This is a genomic window from Kineosporia rhizophila (assembly GCF_021277265.1).
GTDB lineage: Bacteria > Actinomycetota > Actinomycetes > Actinomycetales > Kineosporiaceae > Kineosporia > Kineosporia rhizophila.
The window spans coordinates 209,774-231,238 of record NZ_JAJSOH010000010.1 but is presented as its reverse complement, the minus strand read 5'-3'; the positions used below and the strand labels follow the sequence as shown (position 1 = coordinate 231,238).

Genomic DNA, 21,465 nt, shown 5'->3' with positions numbered 1-21,465 from the left:
GAAGAGCTGGACGGTGCATAACGAATAGGTCTTCTCAAGTTATGGATCGTCCGGCCATTTCAAACCGCATATCTGGTGTCCACTGACCCAGGCCCCGAATGGCACCGGTCAGTGTGCAGATCCGGTTTCGGACCACATGGGGGCCGGGGGGCCAGCGGCCAGATCACCGGCCGACCGGCCAGATCACCGACCAGAAGGCGTTCAGTACACGGATAGACATTTAGCCGCCGTCACCGGTGCGCTGCTCCAGAGATCTGCTCGCCCCGGTGGCGTGGGGTCTGTCTGGTGCCCCGGTCCGCCCGACCTACGTAGGGGCGGGTGGGGCTGGCAGACTCGGTGATTCAGAAGCTGGCCGAGTTCGCTGCACGGACGGGTGGTGGCTTAGCTGCACGGGCGGGTGGCGGCGCGGAACGGGGGCCGGGGGCGGTGGAGACCGAGCTGAGCGTCGAACTGGTGGCCGAGGTCGAGGCGCTGGGGGATGCGGACGATGCGGTGGGTAAGGCGGTCTTCTTCAAGACCGGCCCGGGGGAGTACGGCGAGGGCGACGAGTTCGTCGGGGTACGGGTGCCGGAGCTGCGCCGGATGGCCCGGGGCGCCGGGAAGAGCGCCACGTTGGCCGACGTGGAGGCGCTGCTGGCCCATCGGTGGAACGAGGTACGGCTGCTGGGCGGGCTGATCCTGGTCGAGCTCTACCGGCGGGCCAAGGAGCCCACCCAGCAGGAGGCCGCGGTGCAGACCATGCTCGACAACCTGGACCGACTGAGTAACTGGAACCTCGTCGATTCGGTGGCCCCCTACGTCCTCGGGCCCTGGCTCCTACGAAACCCCGAACGGCGGCCCCTGCTGGACGAGTTGCTGACCTCGCCGTCGGTGTGGTGGCGGCGTACGGCCGTGGTGGCCACGTTCGCGCTGATCCGGGCCGGGGAGTTCGACGATCTGCTGCGGCTGGCGGGCCGGGCGATCGGCGACGAGCACGACCTGATGCACAAGGCGACGGGGTGGATGCTGCGCGAGGTGGGCCAGCGCGACCGGGCGGTGCTGAACCGGTTCCTTGATGCCCACGCCCACGAGATGCCTCGCACCATGCTGCGTTACGCCCTGGAGAAGCATCCGCAGCCGGAGCGGCAGGCTTATCTGACCGCAGCTAGGAGGGTGTGATGACGGTTCCCACGGACAGCCGGATCCCGACCACTGAGGACGAGCGGCAGGCGCTGTACCGGCGCTCGCTCACCGTCGTCGTGATCTCGCAGGTGTTCGGCGGGGCCGGGCTGGCGGCCGGGATCACCGTCGGCGCGCTGCTGGCCCAGGACATGCTCGGCGGCGAGGGGGTGGCCGGGCTGCCCACCGCCCTGTTCACCCTCGGCTCGGCGCTGGCCGCGTTCGGGGTCGGGCGCTTCTCCCAGCGGGAGGGGCGCCGGGTGGGGCTGGCGCTGGGCTTCCTGATCGGGGCCGTCGGTGCGCTGGGCATCGTGCTGGCCGCGGTGGTCGAGAACCCGGTGCTGCTGTTCTTCTCCCTGTTCGTCTACGGCGCCGGCACGGCCACCAACCTCCAGGCCCGCTACGCCGCCACCGACCTGGCCGACGCGCAGAACCGCGCCACCGCGGTGTCGATCGCCCTGGTGTCAACCACTTTCGGTGCCGTGGCCGGGCCCAACCTGGTCGAGCCCCTCGGTGACCTGGCGGAGGCCCTGAACCTGCCCGCCCTCACCGGGCCCTTCCTGCTGGGCGGGGTCGCCTACGCCGTGGCCGGGCTGGTGCTCTACACGTTCCTGCGGCCCGACCCGTTGCTGGTGGCCCGGGCGCTGGCCCAGCCCTCGGCGGCACCGCAGGCCTCGGGGGCCGGGCGGGGCCGGGGCGTGGTGGTCGGGGCGGCGATCATGGTGATCACCCAGATCGCGATGGTCGCCATCATGACCATGACGCCCGTGCACATGCGGCACCACCAGCACGGTCTGGGCGAGGTCGGGTTCGTGATCGGCATGCACGTGGGCGCGATGTTCCTGCCCTCGCTGGTCACCGGGCGACTGGTCGACCGGCTGGGCCGGATCACCATGGCGGTGGCCGCCGCGGGCACCCTGCTGGCCGCCGGTCTGGTGGCGGCCCTGGCCCCGGGCGACTCGCTGCCGGTGCTCACCGTGGCTCTGGTCCTGCTCGGCCTGGGCTGGAACTTCGGCCTGATCAGCGGCACCGCGCTGATCATCGACTCGACCGCCCCGGCCGAGCGGGCGGCCACCCAGGGCAGCGTGGACGTGCTGATCGCGATCGCCGGGGCCTCGGGCGGGGCGCTGTCGGGGATCGTGGTCGACCGCAGCAGTTATGCGGTGCTCTCGATCGGCGGCGGGATGCTGTCGCTGGCCCTGCTGCCGGTTATTGCCTGGTACCGGGGCCGTCGGGTGCCTAGGGTCTGAGGAATGACGATTCTGGTGCCCTTCCATCAGGACGAACTGCTTACGGACGAGAACCTCCCCACTCCCACGGGTCCCGTGCGTCGGGTGGTGCCCACCTTGGGATCGGGGAGCCAGTGGGACCGTGTGCGGCGGCTTTTCGGGGCCCTGGCCGACGAGGTCACGGCGCAGGCCCCGGAGGGACGCCCGGTGAAGGTCCTGACCGGCGACTGCCTGGCCGCCGCGGGCACCCTGGCCGGGCTGCAGCGCGCCGGGGTGAATCCGTCGGTGGTCTGGTTCGACGCGCATGCCGACCTGCACACCCTGGCCTCCTCCACCTCGGGCTACATCGGGGGCACATCGCTGCGCGTGCTGATCGGCGGCGACCGGGACGAGCTGGGCGAGCCGCTCGGCCTGCGCCCGGTGCCGGAGAGCAACTGCCTTCTGGTCGGTGCCCGCGACATCGACCCGGCCGAGCGCGACTACCTGCGCGACAGCGAGGTACGGCAGATGGCGGTGCCCGACCTGACGGTGAACGATCTGCCGCCCGGGCCGCTCCTGGTCCACATCGACCTGGACGTGATCGACGGCGCCGAACTTCCCGGCCTGAGGTTCCCGGTGCCGGGTGGTCCGTCGTCCGGGCAGACCCTCCGGGCCCTTTCGCTGATCCTCAGCACCGGTCGGGTGGTGGCTCTGGAGATCGCCTGCCCCTGGCACGACCCGGCCGGTCCCGACCACACGGCGGCCCGCGCCGCCCTGGTGAACCAGATACTCGACCTGACCTGATCAGGGGTCCAGGGACTCGATCGGTTCCGGGTTCTCGCCGGTGTCCTCGCCGCCCTCGGCGGCGGGGCCGCCCTCCTCCAGGTCGGAGATCAGCCGGATCGCGTCGGCCACCAGGACCTGCTGGCTGCGCACCAGTTCGGCGGCGTTCTCGACGTTCTCGCGGGCCCGGTCGACCGTGCCGCTGACCCGGGCGAACGCGCTCTCCCCGCGCCGGGCCGCGTCGTAGCCCTGGTTGACCTCGAGCTTGACGTCCTCGACGAGCCGGGTGATCTCCATCGCGGCCTGGCTGGAGCGGTCGGCCAGGCGCCGGCCCTCCTCCACGATCACCGCGATGCTCTCCTTGTCCACCTTGTCGCGGCCCAGTTCCACCTGCAGCGTGAACGCCGCCGCGTTGGACTGCCGGGCCAGGTCGGCCAGGATCTGCGAGACCTCGCCGATGTGGTTGGCGGTGCGCTGGATCTGCGAGAACGCGCCGATCGCGGCCGGGGCGGTGGCGTGGCCGGAGTTCACCTCGTCGTGGGCCTGGCTGAGCATCATGTCCGAGCGGGTGCAGCGGGCCGCCACCGTGCTGGTGATCTCGGTCAGGCGCTGCGCGGTCTCCGTCATCGCCCGGCTCTTCACCTGCAGGCGGTGCTGCAGGCCGACGAAACCGGTCACGTCGTAGGCGTACTTGATCACCCGCAGCGGATTGCCGTCCAGGTCGAGGATCGGGTTGTAGCTGGCCTGGATCCACACGTCCCGGCCGAACTTGCCCTTGCGGTGGAACCGGCCGGAGATCAGCTCACCCCGGCGCAGCCGGGCCCAGAAGTCGCGGTAGGCGGCCGAGGTCACGTACTCGCGGGTGCAGAGCATGCTGTGCGGCTGGCCGACGATCTCGTCGCTGCCGTACCCCATCGTGCGCAGGAAGTTCTCGTTGGCCCCGACGATCCGCCCGGTGAGGTCGAACTCGGCCACCGCCTGGGCCCGGTCGATCGCCTCGAGCCGGCCGGAGAGCTCGACGCTGCGCAGCTTCTCGCCGGTCACGTCGACCGCGAACTTGACGATCTTGTAAGGACGTCCGTCCGCGTTGATCACGGGGTTGTAGGTGGCGCGGATCCACAGCTCACGCCCGTCCTTGGCCACCCGGCGGTACTCACCGCTGTCGTACTCGCCCTTCGCCAGGTTCTCCCAGAACAGCTGGTAGCCGGGCGCCTTCGCCTCGTCCGGGCGCACCAGCACCCGGTGGTGCTGGCCGAGGAGCTCGTCCTCGGCGTAACCGAGCAGGTCGAGCATGTTCTGGTTGGCGCCCAGGATCCGGCCCCGGGTGTCGAACTCGACCATCAGCTGGGACCGGTCGATGGCGGCCAGTTTCCCGGCGTAGTCGGCGTTGCGGTTCTTGTCGGTGGTGACGTCGAGGGCGTACTTGACCACCTTCCAGGGCCGGCCGTCGGGGTCCAGCACCGGGTTGTAGGTGGCCCGCAGCCACACGTCGGCGCCGTCGCGCGAGCGCCGCCGGAACTCGCCGGTGACGTACTCGCCCCGGCGCAGCCGCCGCCAGAACTCCTCGTAGGCCACCGGGTCCTCGTCCTCGGCCAGGAACATCCGGTGCGGCCGGCCGATCACCTCGTCGAGGCCGTAGCCCATCACCGTGAGGAAGTTGGCGTTGGCGGCGAGAACGGTGCCGTCCAGGCCGAACTCGATCACCGCCTGGGAGCGGTCGATGGCCGAGACCTTGCCCTCGAACTCGGCCGTGCGGTTCTTCTCGGCGGTGATGTCGAGGGCGTACTTGATCACCTTCCAGGGCCGGCCGTCGGGGTCCAGCACCGGGTTGTAGGTGGCCTGCAGCCAGATGTCGCGGCCGTCGCGGCCGAGCCGGTGGAACTCGCCGGAGACGAACTCCCCGGCCCGCAGACGTTCCCAGAAGTCCTGGTAGGCGGGCGAGGCCGCGTACTCGGGGTCGACGAACACCTGGTGGTGGAAGCCGACCACCTCGGCGCGGTCGTAGTCCATGATCGTCAGGAAGTTCTCGTTGGCCGCGGTCACCGTGCCGTCGAGGGCGAACTCGACCACGGCCTGCGAGCGGTCGATCGCGGTGACCCGGCCCTCCAGGTCGGTCTGGCGGCGCATCTCCCCGTCGATGTCCCGGGCGATCAGGACGACCCGGTCGATCTGCCCGTCCGGGCCGGGGATCGGTACGTAGTGCCCGCGCAGCCAGACCGCGGCGCCGGCGTGGTCACGGCGCCGGAACACCCCGCTCACACTGTGCCCGGTGCTGACGTGCGCCCACAGGTTGTGCAGGGCGACGCTGTCGGCTTCCTCGGGGGCGCAGAGGATCTGGTGCGGGCGCCCGGTCAGTTCGTCCTCGGAGTAGCCGAACCGGGCCCGGGCCCGGGCGTCGGCCTGGATGATCTCGCCGGCCGTGGTGAACTCGATCTGCAGCGTGTCCTCGGTCAGCGCCTGCAGTTCGGCCTGCCACTCGGCCATCGCGGCGACGGTCTCGCTGAGGTCGCGGAAGATCAGCAGGGTGCGCCCGTCGGTCTCGGCCCGGTGGGCCAGCCGCACCGCCCGCACGGTGCCGACCGTGCTCAGGGCCAGCGGCCGGTCGACCGACGACCAGCCCGGCCGGGGCTGCGGGGCCGGGAGCCCGGCCAGGTCCTGCCCGAGCAGGTCCTCCACGCTCACCCCGACCAGCTCCTGGGCCGGGACCCCGAGAGCGGCGGCGGTCTGCGGGGTCACCGAGACCACCCGTTCGCTGCCGGTCTCCACCGCCAGCACCAGGAAACCGGACAGCACCGTCTCCACACAGGCAGCGGTCAGCCCGGCCTCATCCACCTCGAGCACCTCGGTACGCCCCACGGGTGATGTCTCGACCCGGGCGGGCCCGGGGTTGAGTGATGCCGGGCACAGAGCTTGACCTCAAGTCGAGTTGAGGTTCTAGGTTCTTGACGGAATCAGCACCAGGAGGAAACCCGTCATGACGTCCGCACCCGCCGCATCGCTCGGCGAGCGCTTCCGGGCCGGTTTCCGGCTGCACGCCTCGGGGGTCAGTCTGGTGACCTGCGCCACCGCTGACGGGCCGGTCGGGCTCACCGCCTCCAGCCTGGCCTCGGTCAGCGCCACCCCGCCGATGCTGTCGTTCTCGGTGCGGCGCACCACCTCCGCGGGCGCAGCCCTGACCTCGAGCTCACGCCTGGCGGTCACCGTCCTCGGTGAGAACGACCTGGAGGTGGCGGCCGCGTTCGCCCGGCACGGGGCCGAGCGGTTCACCGCCGACCAGGGGTTCGTCGAGGAGGTCGAGGGGCTCCCGACGCTCAAGACGGCCCCGGTGGTGATGTGGGGACGTCCGTCGCGGGTGATCCCGGCCGGCGAGTCATGGCTGGTGCTGGCCGAGGTGACGGAGGTCGCGTTCGGGCCCGACGCCGGGCCGCTGATCTACTGGAACCGCGCCTACCGCACGTTCACCGCGCCGGAACCCCGGTGAACTTCGAGAACCCGATCGCCACGCTGTTTCCCGGAGCGGCCGGGCGCACGGTGTCGGAGCTGGCCCGGCGGCACGCCCGCGGTGAGAGCCAGGTCGAGGTGCTCGTGGCGGCCCGGTCCGCCGCGGTCGTGCCGGACCAGTTCGTCAAGGTGGCGACCCGGCTGGCGCTGCTCGGGCTGGTCGACTTCCCGGTGACCGAGAAGGTCACCCTGGTGCGCGAGAACATCGTCTGGCCGGCCCTGTACGACCTGGCCGACCAGGGCGCGCGGCTGGACGCGCTGCTGCGCGACGTGGCCGCCACCTGCCCGCCGGTGACCCGGATCGCGATCGCCGGGCCGGTCGCCGCGGGCACCGCGCGGACCTTTCCGGAGCGGCTCGAGGTGGCCCTGATCGCCCCGGACGGCACGGTCGGCGCCGAACAGTGCGACGAGATCGCCGCGCACCTGTCCCGGGCCCTGGGCAACGCCTGCCTGGTCACGGTGGCCGAGGACGAGCTCGCCGCCGCCGGAACCCTTTCCCCGCAAGGGTTCCGGATCGTCTAGACGTCCAGCGCGCCCGGGTCCACGTCCAGCTCACGCAGCAGCCGCACCGCGCGGTTGCCGGGCTCGGCCAGCAGCCGGCGCAGCAGCTCGGTGGTGCCCACCGGGAAGTTCTTCAGCTGGGTGCGCAGCGGCACCGCGTCCTGGCCCAGGTCGGTGCTCTCGATCACGGCCTGCACCCGCACGTGGTCCAGCCCGGCGGCGGTCAGGATCTCCCCGGCCCGGGAGTCCTCCTTCGAGTCGTCGATCATGTGCGGGTAGAGCTGGGCCAGGGCGTGGGTGCGCAGGATGGCCAGCAGCAGGTCGTCGCTGCGGACCCGGCCGCCGTGCCGCTCGGCCAGGTCGCCGGCCTCGAGGCGGGCCCACAGGCTGGGGGCGTGCCCCGGGTTCTGGGGGAAGAAGCGCACGAAGAACGTGGTCCAGAACTGACCCAGGTCGCGCGGCCGGTACTTGCGGCGCCCGAGCAGGGCCTCGCGGGTGCTGCGCAGCTCGACGGGCACCGCGTCGGCCCGCTGCACCGGCTCACCGGCGAGCAGCGACCCGCGCAGTTCGGCCACGTCGACGCCCACCTCGGCCAGGTTCCGGCCGGCCCGTGAGCCCGGGTCCTGCAGGATGGCGGCCAGCAGGTCCACCGGGGAGCGCCGGTCGCCCGCCCCGGAGAGCGACGGCTGCTGCCGGCACCGCTCCAGCGCCTGCAGCATCGGTGTACTGAAACCGATCCGGGCCTCGTCGTCCCAGCGGTCGGGCACGGTGACCTCGGTGCGGCCGGGCTCCTGCTGGGCCGGGTCCTCGTCCTGGGCGGCGAAGTCGCGGATCACCACCGCGAAGGTGACCTCGTAGGGGGCCAGGAACTGCGCCACCCGCTCGTTCTTGAGCAGCGTGGAGAGCATCCGCAGGGTGTCGACGGCCGGGACCAGGGCGTAGAACGGGCCGAAGGCAGAGACGAGGGCGGGGTCGGCCGGGAACGGGGCAAGGTCCGTGGTCATGACCCGAGCCTGGCCCAGCGGCGGACCGGACCGCGTCGGTCGGCAGGCGTAATCCACAATGCGACGAAAGTGTCATACCCCCTGGCCCGGGCCGAGAAGTACGCTGGGCCGCCTGATGGGGACATTCGGGTATCTGGTGATCAGCGCGGCCAAGGCCGTGCGCCGGGCGAGCTGGCAGCGGCGCACCTACGAGGCCGGTCTGGCGCTGTTCTGCGGCCTGGGCACGGCGGTGATCCACCTCTCGCTCACCTACGACCCACCGCAGGACCCGCTGGCCGAGGCGATCGCCTACGCGGTGCTCGGCTTCGTACTCTCGGTGACCCTGATCCCGCTGCGGCTGGTGCGCCCGCTGAGCGCGCTGATGATCTGCGGTCTGCTGGCCATCCCGATGGGCGGGGTCAGCCTGGCCCTGGTGCCGCTCAGCGCCGCCGTCGGCTACCGGTCCTGGCAGGCCGTCCCGATCGTGGTCGCCTACCTGACCGTGCTGGTCGGCTGCGTCGGCGGCATCTACCGGGTCAGCGGCTTCCCCCTGCTCACCTCGTTCCTGCTGGGCCTGATGGAGTTCAGCTCCTTCGTGCTGCTGCCGGGGGCGGTCGCCGCCATGGTGGCCCAGCGCCGGCTGCTGCTGACCACGATGCACGAGCGCAATCAGCAACTGCACGCCGAGCGCAAGCTGGCGGTGGGGCAGGCCCAGACCCGCGAGCGCAACCGGATCGCCGCCGAACTGCACGACTCGCTGGGCCACCGGCTCACGCTGATCTCGCTCTACGCCGGCGGACTGGCCCAGGCACCCAAGTCCGCGATCGGCACCGAGGCGAGTACCCCGTCCTCAATCGAGAGTCCGGAACGCCAGCAGGCGCTGGCGCTGCTGCGCGACACCTCGGCCCAGGCGATGGGCGAGCTGCGGCAGATCCTGAAGATCCTGCACCAGGACGGCGACGGTGACGGCGGGGGCCGCTCGCTGGCCGAGGTGGAAGAGACGGTGGCCTCGGCGCGGGGCACCGGGACACGGGTCGACCTGGCCCGGATCGGCGATCCCCGGCCGCTGCCGCTGATGGCCGAGCACGCGGCCTACCGGGTCGTTCAGGAGGGCCTGACCAACGCGCTGAAGCACGCCGGAGGGGCCGCGATCCGGGTGGAGGTGCGCTACGACGAAGACGCGTTGTTCGTCGAGGTGCGCAACGGCCCGGGCCGCCCCTACGAGGGGCAGAGCACCGGACAGGGGCTGGCCGGCCTGGCCGAGCGAGTCCGGCTCGCCGGCGGGGTGCTGTCTTCGGGGCCCCTGGTGCCGCAGACCCCCGGCAGTCGGGAGACGCCGTCGGACAGCGGGTTCCGGATCGGCGCCATCCTGCCCTACCAGGCCGAGGTGCCGGCCGCCGCTCCGTCGGCCGAGGACGACTTCCCCCAGCAGATGGCCCGCAACTCCCGCCGGCAGCGGATCGGTGCGATCGCCGTGGTCTCGGCCATCGTGCTCTCGCTGGGCTCGTGCATCGGCTCGATCCTGGCCCCGGTGCCGCAGGAGACGGTGTCGCAGACCGACTTCGACGCGGTCCGGGTGGGCGACGCCGAGGGGCGGGTGCGCGACCGGCTTCCCGAGGCGCCCTGGTACCCGCAGACCGGCGCCGACGGGGAGAGCTGCGAGATCTTCGTCGCCGGCGACGACGTGGAACCGGTCGGCAGCAACATCGCCGAGGTCCAGTTCGAGTTCTGCTTCCTGGCCGGGAAGCTGGTGAGCAAGGACCTCTGGGAGATCCCGGACTGACACCCGGGTGAACTCCTGAGATTCCCGAGGCGCCCGAACGCAATTGGGCCAAGGGGAGGATTCAGCGATCCGGCGAGTGTTGATTACCCTTCATCGAATGGATCCGACGTCGCACGGAGCCCTGAGCCTCCGCGGTGCAGCCGGCTACCTGGTGCATGACCCGGTGCACGACCTCGACCGGGCCTGTGCCGGGCCGCTCGAGGCCTGGCGCGAGGCCACCGCCCGCTCCGACCGGGCGCTGGCGCTGGCGCAGGTCGGGCGGCACGAGGAGGCCGACGCCGACATGGCCGAGGCGCTCGCGGTCACGCCGAACAGCGCCTGGGCCCACCTGCGCCGGGCTCGCCTGCACCTGCTGCGCGGCGACGTCGCGGGGATGGGGACGGCGGTGCAGCGGGCCCTGGAGACCGGCGAGCCGCCGCTCACCGGTCCCCAACGGGCCATGGCCGAGGCCCTGCTGCGCCTCGGCTGATCACTCGCGGGGGCCGGCCCCCCGGCTGGACGCGGCCAGGCTGGCCACCGTGGTGATCACCAGCGTGCCGATGATGACGGTGAGCGAGAGCCAGATCGGGATCTCGCCGCCGAACGGGGCCCAGTCGGCCCAGTGGTACTCGTGCATGGCGTGCAGCACGAGCTTGACGCCGATGAAGGCCAGGATGAACGACAGGCCCAGCGACAGGTAGATCAGCTTCTGCAGCAGGCCGCCGATCAGGAAGTACAGCTGGCGCAGCCCCATCAGCGCGAAGACGTTCGCGGTGAAGACCAGGTACGGCTCCTGGGTCAGGCCGTAGATGGCCGGGATCGAGTCCAGGGCGAAGAGCAGGTCGGTGCTGCCCAGGGCGATGATCACGAACATCATCGGGGTGATGTAGCGGCGGCCGTCGCGCACCACGGTCAGGGACCGGCCCTCGAAGTTCTCGGTGGAGGGGAAGCGTCGGTTCACGAACCGGGTCAGCGCGTTGTCGGCGGCGTCCTTCTCCTCCTCGTCGCCGTGGGCACGGTAGTCCAGGACCAGTTTCCAGGCGGTGTAGACCAGGAACGCCCCGAAGATGAAGAACACCCAGGAGAACCGGCTGATCGCGGCGGCGCCGACGGCGATGAAGACGGCCCGGAAGATCAGCGCCAGGATGATGCCGACGGTGAGCGCGTACTGCTGCAGCTCCCGCGGCACGGCCAGCTTGGACATGATGATCAGGAAGATGAACAGGTTGTCCACCGACAGGCTGTACTCGGTCAGCCACCCGGCGAAGAACTCACCGGCGTAGCGGCCGCCCGCAGTGGCCCACACCCCCAGCCCGAAGACGACCGCGGCGGCCACCACGATGCCGACGAAGGTCCCGGCCTCCTTCATCGTCGGTTCGTGCACGTTGCGGCCGATCACGAACACGTCGACGGCCAGCACGGCGATCAGCACGACCGCGGTGATGGCCCAGGTGTAGAGGTGTACGTCCACGAACGGGTCGATCGGCAGACCGGGGGCCGCCCTGTACTACTTCCGGCGGACGGCTGCTCCGAAGGCGTCTGCGACCGATGGGCGACGCGGTGACCGGCCTGGAACAGCAGGATCGTGGCCATGACGACGACCCCGTTCCCCGGTACCGACGACTTCGACCACGTCTTCGCCTGGGCCTTCCTGTACACGGACGACGAGGACGAGGTCGTCTGCACGCATCACCTGCTGCGGGGGATGCGCCGCCTGCCGCGGGTGGCCGAGGTGCTCGACGCCTACGACATCACCGCCTCGGTGATCGAGCGGACGGTGCGGGCCGAGGCCCCGGAGCCCGGAGCGGTCGAGCGCATGCTGACCTGCACGGTGAAGCCCACGCGGTTCTCCGACGCCGCGGCCGCGGCCCTGGACCGGGCCCAGGCCCAGCCGTCGCTCGACGGGGGCGCCGAGCGCACCCCGGTCGACGTGCTGCTGGCGATGCTGGGCGACTCCCAGAGCCGGGCCGTGGGCGTGCTCACCGAGTGCGGCGCCGACATCGGCGAGGTGCGGAACGCCCTGCGCGAAGGATCGGTCCCGGTGCGCCACGAGCGACTGCCGGTCGACCTGCACCGCACCCGGGACGCACTGGTGGGCCGGGAGCTCTACCGGCCGCAGGGACGCGGGATGATGGGCTGGCTGCGCCGTTTCATCCTGAAGATGACCAACGACGACTTCGGCGCCGAGCCGGTGTTCTGGGTGCGACTGGAGGCCGACCGGCTGGCCGCCGCCCGCGGCCGGCGGATGGCCACGGACGACGTCCTGCTGGCGCTGCTCACCACCCATGAGGTGGCCCTGGCCTACCCCCACCTGGTGGGCAACGCCCAGCCCCGCTACCGCGGTGGGCAGGCCCTGCTGGCGGCCGGCGTCGACCACGACCGGGTGCGGGCCGTGATGGACTCGACCGACCTGGGCAAGGACGCGGTGCCGCTGCCCGCCTTCGGCGACTGGCCGAAGGACACCGGGCAGATCCTCGAGCGCCTGCTGTGCGTGCCCGGCAGCCGCAGTGCCCGCCTGCTCGCGGAGCTCGGGGTGTCGTCGGACCTCACCCCGGTGCCGTGCTGGGCTCCCTAGGGCCTAGTTCTGGACCAGGCCGAGCCGGTGCGCGATCAGCGCCGCCTGCACCCGGTTCTCGCAGCCCAGCTTGGTCAGCACCCGGCTGACGTGGGTCTTCACCGTGGCCTCGCTGATCCACAGCTGGGAGCTGATGGCCGCGTTGGACAGGCCCTGGGCGACCAGCACCAGCACCTCCCGCTCACGGGCGCTGAGCTCCTCCAGGCCCTTCTCGGCGAACTCGGGCAGCACGATGCCCGGCGCCGCGTCGGGGGTGGCGGTTCTCGCCGCCGCCGGTGTGCTCATCCCGTCGAGCAGCTGGCGGGTCACCGCGGGGGAGAGGAACGCGTCGCCGTTCGCGGCGGCCCGGATCGCCCGGGCCAGGTCGTCGGCGGCCGCGTCCTTCAGCAGGAATCCGGCCGCGCCGCCGGCCAGGGCCCGGGTGACGTAGTCGCTCTCGCCGAACGTGGTCAGGATGATGACCACCGCTTCGGGCCACGCCTGACGCAGCTTGACCAGCGCGGTCAGGCCGTCGGTGCCGGGCATCTGGACGTCCATCAGCACCACGTCGGGGCGGTGGCGCAGCGCCTCGGTGATCGCCTCGGCGCCGTCGCCGGCCTCCCAGAGCACGTCGATGCCCTCGACCATCGACAGCACGAACCGGATCCCGCCACGCACCAGCGCGTCGTCGTCGGCGATGAGCACCCGGATCGGCCCCTGCGGGTCCGTGGGCTCGGGGGTCGGCTGGCTCATGGGAAAAGCTCCTCTTCCACTTTCCGCTTGCTGACCAGGATCTCGTCCCGGAAGCAGAGTTCGTAGTTGATCGTGGTGTTCTCGTCGTCGGTGTTCTCGAGCCCGTCGCCGGAGTAGGTCCGGCAGATCTCGCCGTTCTCCTTGGTGCGCTGCGACATCGGCTCGTCCGGCAGGAGGTGGCGCAGCCGCTCCATGTCGTCGCCCTTGCGCATCGAGCGGAACGCGCCCTGGTCGACCGGCTCGTCCACGCCGACCACCACGATCGAGGCGACGCACGAGGACATCGCGACCAGGACGGTCACCCCCACCCCGACCAGGCCGATCTTCTGCCGGCGGCTGGTGCGCCGGATCTCCTGCCGGAAGTCACCGGTGACAACCGGTGTGGGATCGGGGATCTCGGCGTCGTAGGGGAGCACCGCGCCGAGCCGGAACTCACCCGTCTCGAGCCGGCTGTGCGAGAGCACGCCACCGGCCAGGCGGACCCGCTCGGTGAGCCCGTGCAGCCCCTGCCCGGTGCTCTGCCCCTCGTAGGGCAGGCCGGGACGGTTGCGGACCTCGATGAACAGGGCCTCGTCGTCGTAGCGCACCTCGACCCGGACCGGCGCCCCCCGAGCGTGTTTCAGGGCGTTGGTGATGCCCTCCTGGACGACCCGGTAGGCGGCGTGCTCGGCCAGCATCGGCAGCGGACGGGGGTGGCCCAGACGCACCAGCTCGATCGCGGTGCCGGTCTGCCGGGCCGCCTCGACCGTCTGCTCGACCTCCTGCATCGAGCGGCCCGCGCCCTCGGCCGGCCCGTCCTGGTGCAGAACCTTGAGGATCTGCCGCAGTTCGCCCATCGCCTGGGCCGAGGTGTCGCGCAGCAGGCCGAGGGCCTGCTGGCGTTCCGGGCTCTCAATTGCGGACGGGGTGCTCGCCTGGGCGCTCAGGGCGGGCTTGGGTGCCTGGGCCAGTCCGCCGGCGTAGAGCGAGATCAGCGTGAGCCGGTGGCCCAGCGAGTCGTGCAGTTCGGCGGCGATCCGGTTGCGCTCGCGCGACTGGGCCTGCCCGGCCACCACCAGCTGCTGCTCGTGCAGCTCGATGTTGCGCTGGTTCATCGTCATCACCAGCAGCCGGCGCTGGGCCAGGATGGCCGCGATCGCGCCGGGCAGGATGCTCAGGAAGCAGAACAGCACGATCGCGATCAGGATGTTGAAGACCGGGTTGCCGGCCTCCTGGACGAACAGCCCGGCGGTGCAGGCGATCAGGGACACGAGGTAGCCGAAGGTGACCGCCAGTGCCTTCTTTGCCCGGTAGCCCACCGAGAATGACAGCACGCTCACGATCAGTGAGCTGCCGCCACCCGGAATGCTGATCAGCGAGCCGAGAACCAGCGCGGTGACCGGAAGGACCAGCCGCAGCGGGGTCAGCACGAGCGAGGCCAGACCGGTGAACAGGGCGGTCGCGATCTGCAGACCGTCCGACGTCCAGGGCATCAGGCCGACCACCGACCAGGCGGTGGTGAGCGCGCAGAACAGCGCCAGGCAGCACTCGAAGACCACCCGGCCGCGGCCGGCGGTACGAACCGCTCGCCACCAGGTGGTCACTGATCGGATCAGGGTCGGCATCAGGTGAACAGCCTAGTGGGCAGGCCGGGAAAGTTGGGCCAGGTCACATTTCGCCGTTCGCTGTGTCCGGCTTCGCCGGTTCTGTCACAGTGCTTCTCGCACTCGGGGAAACATCTGGAACCATGGAGGGTCCCAAAACCATGTCGCTGAAGAAGAGCCGGCGTCTGATCACGGCGGCGGCGGTCGCCGTCGGTGTTCTCGCGGTGGGTGGGGCCGCGCTGGTCTTCACCAACTCCGCGAGCGCGCAGGAGCCCACCGCCACGGTCTCGTTCGTCGACGGCAAGCTGAACTTCCAGGCGCTGCCGGGCCAGGTCAACAACCTGGTCGTGACCAAGGGTGAGACGTTCTACGAGGACGAGGGCCCCTACGGCAGTTCGGCGTACACCTACACGATCGACGACGACGTGGTCATCGAGGCGGTCGGCGACAGTGGTGTCTGCAAGCACCGGGAGGAGACCGACCGGACCCGCCTGGTCTGCTACTGGCGGATGCAGCACGGCAAGAACCCGGGCACGGTCACCGACTTCCGGCTCGGCGACCAGAACGACTCGGTGAAGTTCACGGTCAGCACCGACGACGCCTACCAGAACGACCTGTTCCACCTCGGCGCCGGTGACGACCAGTACGACAGCGCGGGCAGTGAGGACGGCAGCATCGTCCAGGGCGGGGCCGGCTCCGACACGATCAAGGGCGGCGTCCAGATCGGCGACCAGGCCCGTATCGAGGGCGGGTCGGGCAACGACTTCCTGTATGTGCGCGGCGAGGGTGGCCGGGCCTGGGGCAACGCCGGCTTCGACTTCCTGCGGGGCTACGGCAGCAAGCAGTACCTGTACGGCGGCGCCGGGATCGACACCCTCGAGGGCGGGCTCGGGAACGACGAGCTCCACGGCGGCCCGGACAAGGACCGGCTCAGCGGCCAGCGGGGCAACGACAAGCTCTGGGGCAACGGTGGCGACGACAGCCTGGCCGGTGGCCCGGGCGACGACACGCTGAACGGCGGCCTGGGCAAGGACAAGTTCTTCGACAAGGTGGGCAAGAACACGATCAAGCAGTAGTTCTCGCCGAATGGTGTGGCCCCCTGGTCGAAGGACCAGGGGGCCACAGCTGTTCTAGCGGCGGAGGACCCGGACCCCGCCGGCCGGGATCTTGGCGCTGTCCGAGACATTTTCACCGGTCAGCAGGTCGCTGCCGGCCACCGGCAGGTCGACCGGGGTGGCGGCGTGGTTGATCGCGAAAACGTACTCCGCGCCCTCGTTCCCGTGCCGGGACACCAGCTCCAGGTCCCAGGGCAGTTCGCGCTGCACCGAGACACCGGCCAGCTTCAGCACCGGGTCGAGCACGCCGGTCAGCGTCTCATGGTCCAGAACGGTCGAAACGTAGGTTGCGGTGCCGCTGCCCAGGGTGCGGCGGGTGACCGCGGCCTTCCCTGCGGCCGGGCCGTCCAGGTACTCCACCACCGTCTCGGCCTCGAGCGGGAGCAGGTCCTCGGTCCAGATGCTGCCCCTGAGGTCGCCGCTCAGCGTGACCTGGCCGTCGGCCGGCAGCGGCAGCACCTCTTCCACGCTGACCTGCAGCAGGTCTCGCACCGCGCCGTTCCAGCCGCCCTCGTGCACCGCGTCGTCCTGGTCGACCACGCCGGAGAACGGGCCGACCACCAGGTGCCCGCCGCCCTCCACGTAGGCCGTCAGGTTGGCCACCGCCTCGGCCGTGAGCAGGTACGAGGCCGGGGCGAGCACCACCTGGTACGCGCTGAGGTCGGCCGTGGGGTGGGCGAAGTCGACCGTGACCTTGTCGCGCCAGAGCCGCTCGTAGTACTCGCGTACCTGCTGGCGTGGGAAAAGGTCCACGGTGGGCCGCCAGTCGAGGTCCTGGGCCCACAGCGACTCCCAGTCCCAGAGGATCGCGGCCTGGGCCTTCACCTGCGAACCCCGCACCGCGTCGAGGCCCTGGAGGTCGGCGCCGAGCTGGACGATCTCCTGGAACACCCGGCTGTTGGCGCCGGCGTGCGGAAGCATGGCCGAATGGAACTTCTCGGCGCCCCGCCGGGAGGCCCGCCACTGGAAGAACAGGATGGCGTCGGCCCCGCGGGCCAGGTGGCTCAGCGAGTTCCGGGCCATCTCGCCGGGCGCCTTGGCCAGGTTGCGCGGCTGCCAGTTCACCGCCGAGGAGGAGTGCTCCATCAGGATCCACGGACGTCCGCCCGCCAGTGAGCGGGTCAGGTCGGCGTCCAGCGCCAGACCCACCTGGCTGCGCGGGTCGGCCGCGGTCAGGTAGTGGTCGTTGGCCACCACGTCGACCTCGCGCGACCACTTCCACAGGTCCATCGACGGGCAGTTGGTGGCCATGAAGTTGGTGGTCACCGGGATGCCGGGCGAGAGTTCGTGCAGCACGTCGCGCTCGCGGGTGAAGCAGCCGAGCAGTTCTTCGTTGGAGAACCGGGCGAAGTCCAGCCGGTGCGCGGGGTTCGAGGTGGTGGCCGACTGGGCCGGCACGCCCACCTGTGCCCACTCGCCGTAGGTCTGGCCCCAGAAGGCCGTGCCCCAGGCGTGGTTCAGCGCCTCCAGGGTCTGGTACCGGGCCTGCAGCCATTCACGGAAGGCGGCCGCGCTCACCTCGCAGTAGCACTCGGACACGGGCGCGCCGTACTCGTTGTGCACGTGCCAGAGCGAAAGGGCCGGGTGGTCGCCGTAACGACTGGCCAGCTCGGTGGTGATCCGCACCGCGGCCTCGGCGTACTCGGGGGACGAGGGGCAGCAGATGCCGCGGGAGGCGGTGGCCAGCACCGTGCCGTCGCGCATCACCGGGCGCACGTGCGGGTTCTGCTGCCAGAACCACTGCGGCGGAACGACGGTGGGAGTGCCCAGGTCGACCCGGATGCCGGCGCCGTGCAGGCCCTCGATCACCCGGTCGAGCCAGCCGAAGTCGAACTCGCCCGGCCGCGGTTCCAGCAGGCCCCAGGAGAAGATGCCGATGCTGACCAGGTTCACGCCCGCCCGGCGCATCAGCTCCAGGTCCTCGGCCCAGACCTCTTCCGGCCACTGCTCGGGGTTGTAGTCCCCGCCGAAACTCAGCGACCGCACCCCGGGCAGCCAGCCCTCCGTGAGCAGGCTCTGGTTGCTCATGAACTCACCCTCATTCGCAGACGACACGCGTCGACGTGCGGCGATGCAGGCCGTCGGGACTGTTCGTCGGCGCGTCGTCGCACGGCGCCGACCAGACCGGTCGACGAGACGTGTGTGCACGGTCCCATGAATTTGCGCTGAGGCAAAGCCCCAGGTGGTGAGCATGCGTGCGACCAATTCGTGACCTGACGAAACGTTGACACCGGCGTTTTTCAATGTCACGTTGTGACCGGTCACACGCGGCGCCGCACGACCGGCCGCCGCCCGCTTCAACGACGAAGCTGATGCTTCGCAAGGAGGACGTCATGCGGCGAACGCTGCGCGGCAGTCTGGTCACCCTCACCCTTTCCGCCCTGCTGCTGAGCGCCTGCGGCGGGTCCTCGGACTCCGACGCCGACAGCCAGACCGGTGACGCGCCCCGCAAGCCCGGCGAGAAGGTCGAGCTGAACTTCTGGTCGTGGGCGCCGGAGATGGACAAGACCGTCGAGGTCTTCAACCAGGCGCACCCCGACATCCACGTCACCGTCAACAAGCAGGACGGCGGCGACCCCGCGGTCACCAAGCTGCTCACCGCGATCAAGGCCGGCAGCGGCGCGCCCGACGTGATGCAGGCCGAGTACCAGGCGATCCCGACCATGGTGGGCGCCGGCGCCCTGGCCGACATCAAGGGCCAGCTGGGCGACGACGTGAAGGGTCACTTCGCCGAAGGCACCTGGAACGCGGTCACTCTGGGCACCGACGCGGTCTACGCGGTGCCCCAGGACGCCGCCCCGCTGATGTTCTACTACCGCGCCGACGTGTTCGAGAAGCTGGGCCTTGAGGTGCCCAAGACCTGGGACGAGTACGCCGAGGCGGCGCGGAAGATCAACGAGGACGACCCGAAGAAGTTCCTCGGTACCTTCTCGGCCAACGACGCCGGCCTGTTCGCCGGTCTCACCCAGCAGGCCGGGGCCAGCTGGTGGGGCATCGACGGTGACGCCTGGAGCGTCGCGATCGACTCCGAGCCCTCGAAGAAGGTCGCCCAGTACTGGGGCGGTCTGGTCGAGGAGGGCGTCATCGACAACACCCCGATGTACACCCCGGCCTGGAACGCCGCCCTGAACGACGGTTCTCAGGTGGGCTGGGTCAGTGCGGTCTGGGCGCCGGGCGTGCTGGCCGGCAACGCCGCCGACACCGAGGGCAAGTGGAAGGTCGCCCCGATCCCGCAGTGGAGCGCGGGCGAGAACGTCACCGGCGCCTGGGGCGGTTCGGCCACGGCGGTCACCTCCCAGTCCGAGAACAAGGCCGCTGCCGCCGAGTTCGCCACCTGGCTGAACACCAGCCCGGAGGGGGTCAAGGCGCTCGCCAGCATCAGCAACGTCTACCCGGCCGACACCGTCAACTCGGGCGCCGCGCTGACCGAGCCGCCGGCGTTCTTCAAGAGCCAGGCCGACTTCTACGACATCGCCGGTTCGGTGGCGGGCACCGTGAACAGCTTCACCTACGGCCCGAACACCAACGTCGCCTACAGCGCCTTCAACGACGCCTTCGGCAAGGCGGCCACCGCGAAGAAGGCCAGTTCCTTCGCCGAGGCGCTGACCACCATGCAGACCCAGACGCTGGACGACCTCAAGGCCAACGGGTTCAACGTCAAGTAAGAACCCGGTCGGCACAGTCCCGGGCCCGATGAGCAGGAGTCGACGATGACCAGCGTGACCAACGACCGCACGAGCGTGGTACCCGAACGGGTTCCCGACCCACCGCCCGGCCGGCGGCGGATCCGGGTCCCCCGGGCCCCGTACGTGTTCATGCTGCCCGCCGTCGCCCTGTTCGTGTTCTCGATCGCCGTCCCCATCCTGTACACGGCTTATCTCAGCCTGCGTACGGTGAAGGTCGAGGGTCTGGGACTCGGGCCCGGGGCCCGCACCGAGGTCTGGGGCGGGCTGTCCAACTACGGCCGCACCCTCTCCGACCCGGACTTCCTGTCCAGCGTGCTGCGGGTGCTCGGCTACGGCCTGGTCGTGATCCCGGTGATGCTCGGCCTGGCCCTGCTCTTCGCCCTGCTGCTGGACTCGGTGCGGGTGCGGGCCCGGCGCTTCGCCCGCCTGGTCATCTTCATGCCCTACGCGGTTCCGGCGGTGATCTCCTCGCTGCTGTGGGGCTTCCTCTACCTGCCGGCGGTCAGCCCCTTCAACTACGCCGCCGAGCAGGTGGACCTCACCCTGCCCGAGCCGATGGCGCCCGGCCTGGTGCTGTTCGCGATCGCCAACATCGCGGTCTGGGGCGGCGTCGGCTTCAACATGATCGTGCTCTACACCGCACTGCGCTCGATCCCCTCCGAGCTGTACGAGGCGGCCCGGATCGACGGCTGTTCCGAGCTGCAGATCGCCTGGCGGATCAAGGTCCCGATCATCGTCCCCTCGCTGATCATGACCTCGGTCTTCGGGATGATCACCACCCTGCAGGTGTTCGCCGAGCCCACCGTGCTGCGCCCGCTGACCAACAACATCTCCACCAGCTGGAGCCCGTTGATGATGATCTACCGGGACGCGTTCACCCGTAACGACATCTACGCCGCCTCGGCCACCTCGGTGGTGCTCGCCGTGGCCACGTTCGTGCTGTCCTTCGGCTTCCTGCGCCTGGTGCAGAAGCGAGCCTTCGCCCAGGAGGAGAACCGATGAGCACCGTCACCCTGGCGGGTACCCCGAAACCCCGTACCGCCCAGCAGAGGCCGAGTGTGTTCGGCACCGGCATCCTGGTGGTCGGCGCGATCTACTGCCTGATCCCGGTGGTCTGGGTGCTGATGGCCTCCAGCAAGGCCTCCAACGAGCTGTTCTCCACCTTCACCTACGCCCCCGGCGGCAGCCTGTTCAGCAACATCGCCGACCTGACGGCCTACCGCGACGGGCTGTTCTGGCGCTGGATGGCCAACACCGCGCTGTACGCCGGGGTCGGTGCCGCGCTCTCCACCCTGGTCTCGGCGATGGCCGGCTACGCGATGGCCAAGTACCGCTTCCCCGGCCGCGCCGCCCTGTTCAACATCCTGCTGGCCGGCGTGCTGGTGCCCGGCGTGATCCTGGCCGTGCCGCAGTACCTGCTGTTCGCGAAACTCGGCCTGACGAACACCTACTGGGCCGTCCTGCTGCCCAGCATCATCAGCCCCTACGGCATCTACCTGGCGCGGATCTACGTGTCCGCCGCGGTGCCGGACGAGGTGATCGAGGCGGCCCGCACCGACGGCGCCAAGGACTGGCGGGTGTTCCGCTCGGTGGTGCTCCCGATGATGGTGCCCGGCCTGGTCACGGTGTTCCTGTTCCAGTTCGTGGCGATCTGGAACAACTTCCTGCTGCCCTACGTGATGCTCGGCGACGACAAGCTGTTCCCGGTCACCGTGGGCCTGTCCGGTCTGCTCAACCAGGGGGCCCAGCAGCCGGCCATGTACGCGCTGGTGATCCCGGGAGCGCTGCTGTCGATCCTGCCCCTGCTGGCGCTGTTCCTGTTGCTGCAGCGGTTCTGGCAGGTCGATCTGGCCGCCGGCGCCGTGAAGAGCTGAAGTA

Annotated in this window: 18 protein-coding genes; 12 read left to right on the top strand and 6 right to left on the bottom strand. The window is 70.6% G+C overall.

Annotated features, from left to right (window positions below; genetic code table 11):
• The first annotated feature begins 426 nt into the window (after positions 1–426).
• Genes LWF15_RS17185 through LWF15_RS17175 form a run of 3 tightly spaced genes read left to right on the top strand, consistent with a single transcriptional unit; the run spans position 427 to position 3,170 of the window.
• A complete protein-coding gene (locus tag LWF15_RS17185) occupies positions 427–1,158 on the top strand; it encodes a DNA alkylation repair protein (protein ID WP_232811845.1) in 732 nt (243 codons plus the stop codon).
• On the top strand, positions 1,158–2,408 hold the full coding sequence (locus tag LWF15_RS17180) for an MFS transporter (protein ID WP_232811844.1): 1,251 nt from the start codon (positions 1,158–1,160) through the stop codon (positions 2,406–2,408). Before LWF15_RS17185 ends, LWF15_RS17180 begins: the two co-directional genes overlap by 1 nt.
• A 3-nt stretch (positions 2,409–2,411) precedes the next feature.
• Positions 2,412–3,170: an arginase family protein gene (locus tag LWF15_RS17175; protein ID WP_232811843.1), complete on the top strand. Its 759-nt coding sequence runs from the start codon at positions 2,412–2,414 to the stop codon at positions 3,168–3,170.
• On the opposite strand, the gene LWF15_RS17170 is transcribed toward LWF15_RS17175, so the two are convergent.
• Positions 3,171–6,005, bottom strand: coding sequence for a methyl-accepting chemotaxis protein (locus LWF15_RS17170; RefSeq protein ID WP_232811842.1), 2,835 nt, complete (start codon positions 6,003–6,005; stop codon positions 3,171–3,173).
• 118 nt (positions 6,006–6,123) lie between these two features.
• Here LWF15_RS17170 and LWF15_RS17165 point away from each other — a divergent pair, with 118 nt between their 5' ends.
• Together LWF15_RS17165 and LWF15_RS17160 are read left to right on the top strand one after the other, a co-directional pair.
• Positions 6,124–6,630 carry a flavin reductase family protein gene (locus tag LWF15_RS17165; RefSeq protein WP_232811841.1) on the top strand — a complete coding sequence of 169 codons (507 nt, stop codon included), beginning with the start codon at positions 6,124–6,126 and terminating at the stop codon, positions 6,628–6,630.
• Complete coding sequence (locus tag LWF15_RS17160; RefSeq protein ID WP_232811840.1) at positions 6,627–7,172, top strand: hypothetical protein; 546 nt, start codon at positions 6,627–6,629, stop codon at positions 7,170–7,172. The genes LWF15_RS17165 and LWF15_RS17160 overlap by 4 nt, the downstream gene beginning before the upstream one ends.
• Here the strand turns inward: LWF15_RS17160 and LWF15_RS17155 are convergent.
• Complete coding sequence (locus tag LWF15_RS17155; RefSeq protein WP_232811839.1) at positions 7,169–8,155, bottom strand: Clp protease N-terminal domain-containing protein; 987 nt, start codon at positions 8,153–8,155, stop codon at positions 7,169–7,171. The genes LWF15_RS17160 and LWF15_RS17155 overlap by 4 nt on opposite strands.
• Before the next feature lie 115 nt (positions 8,156–8,270).
• On the opposite strand from LWF15_RS17155, the gene LWF15_RS17150 reads away from it, so the two are divergent.
• Positions 8,271–9,917, top strand: coding sequence for a sensor histidine kinase (locus tag LWF15_RS17150; RefSeq protein WP_232811838.1), 1,647 nt, complete (start codon positions 8,271–8,273; stop codon positions 9,915–9,917).
• 97 nt (positions 9,918–10,014) lie between these two features.
• A complete protein-coding gene (locus LWF15_RS17145) occupies positions 10,015–10,386 on the top strand; it encodes a hypothetical protein (RefSeq protein ID WP_232811837.1) in 372 nt (123 codons plus the stop codon).
• Here LWF15_RS17145 and LWF15_RS17140 read toward each other — a convergent pair whose 3' ends face one another.
• Entirely contained in the window at positions 10,387–11,367 is a 981-nt protein-coding gene (locus LWF15_RS17140) for a TerC family protein (RefSeq protein ID WP_232811836.1), read from the bottom strand.
• A gap of 120 nt (positions 11,368–11,487) precedes the next feature.
• Between LWF15_RS17140 and LWF15_RS17135 the strand changes: the two genes are divergently transcribed.
• Positions 11,488–12,471 carry a Clp protease N-terminal domain-containing protein gene (locus tag LWF15_RS17135; RefSeq protein WP_232811835.1) on the top strand — a complete coding sequence of 328 codons (984 nt, stop codon included), beginning with the start codon at positions 11,488–11,490 and terminating at the stop codon, positions 12,469–12,471.
• Positions 12,472–12,474: 3 nt separating this feature from the next.
• On the opposite strand, the gene LWF15_RS17130 is transcribed toward LWF15_RS17135, so the two are convergent.
• Both LWF15_RS17130 and LWF15_RS17125 read right to left on the bottom strand, forming a co-directional pair.
• The gene (locus tag LWF15_RS17130) at positions 12,475–13,203 is read right to left on the bottom strand and encodes a response regulator (protein WP_232811834.1); all 729 of its coding nucleotides are present in this window, start codon (positions 13,201–13,203) and stop codon (positions 12,475–12,477) included.
• Positions 13,200–14,807, bottom strand: a complete 1,608-nt coding sequence (locus LWF15_RS17125; RefSeq protein ID WP_232811833.1) for a sensor histidine kinase — start codon at positions 14,805–14,807, stop codon at positions 13,200–13,202. Before LWF15_RS17125 ends, LWF15_RS17130 begins: the two co-directional genes overlap by 4 nt.
• 122 nt (positions 14,808–14,929) lie before the next feature.
• On the opposite strand from LWF15_RS17125, the gene LWF15_RS36500 reads away from it, so the two are divergent.
• Positions 14,930–15,862 (top strand): calcium-binding protein, encoded by a 933-nt coding sequence (locus LWF15_RS36500; protein ID WP_269810306.1) that lies wholly within the window; start codon positions 14,930–14,932, stop codon positions 15,860–15,862.
• Positions 15,863–15,916: 54 nt separating this feature from the next.
• Here the strand turns inward: LWF15_RS36500 and LWF15_RS17115 are convergent, their stop codons facing one another.
• Positions 15,917–17,929 carry a beta-galactosidase gene (locus LWF15_RS17115; protein ID WP_232811832.1) on the bottom strand — a complete coding sequence of 671 codons (2,013 nt, stop codon included), beginning with the start codon at positions 17,927–17,929 and terminating at the stop codon, positions 15,917–15,919.
• Positions 17,930–18,234: 305 nt separating this feature from the next.
• On the opposite strand from LWF15_RS17115, the gene LWF15_RS17110 reads away from it, so the two are divergent.
• Genes LWF15_RS17110 through LWF15_RS17100 form a run of 3 tightly spaced genes read left to right on the top strand, consistent with a single transcriptional unit; the run spans position 18,235 to position 21,461 of the window.
• Positions 18,235–19,566 (top strand): ABC transporter substrate-binding protein, encoded by a 1,332-nt coding sequence (locus LWF15_RS17110; protein WP_232811831.1) that lies wholly within the window; start codon positions 18,235–18,237, stop codon positions 19,564–19,566.
• 45 nt (positions 19,567–19,611) lie between these two features.
• Entirely contained in the window at positions 19,612–20,589 is a 978-nt protein-coding gene (locus LWF15_RS17105; protein ID WP_232811830.1) for a carbohydrate ABC transporter permease, read from the top strand.
• Positions 20,586–21,461, top strand: coding sequence for a carbohydrate ABC transporter permease (locus LWF15_RS17100; RefSeq protein ID WP_232811829.1), 876 nt, complete (start codon positions 20,586–20,588; stop codon positions 21,459–21,461). Before LWF15_RS17105 ends, LWF15_RS17100 begins: the two co-directional genes overlap by 4 nt.
• The last annotated feature ends 4 nt before the right edge of the window (positions 21,462–21,465 follow it).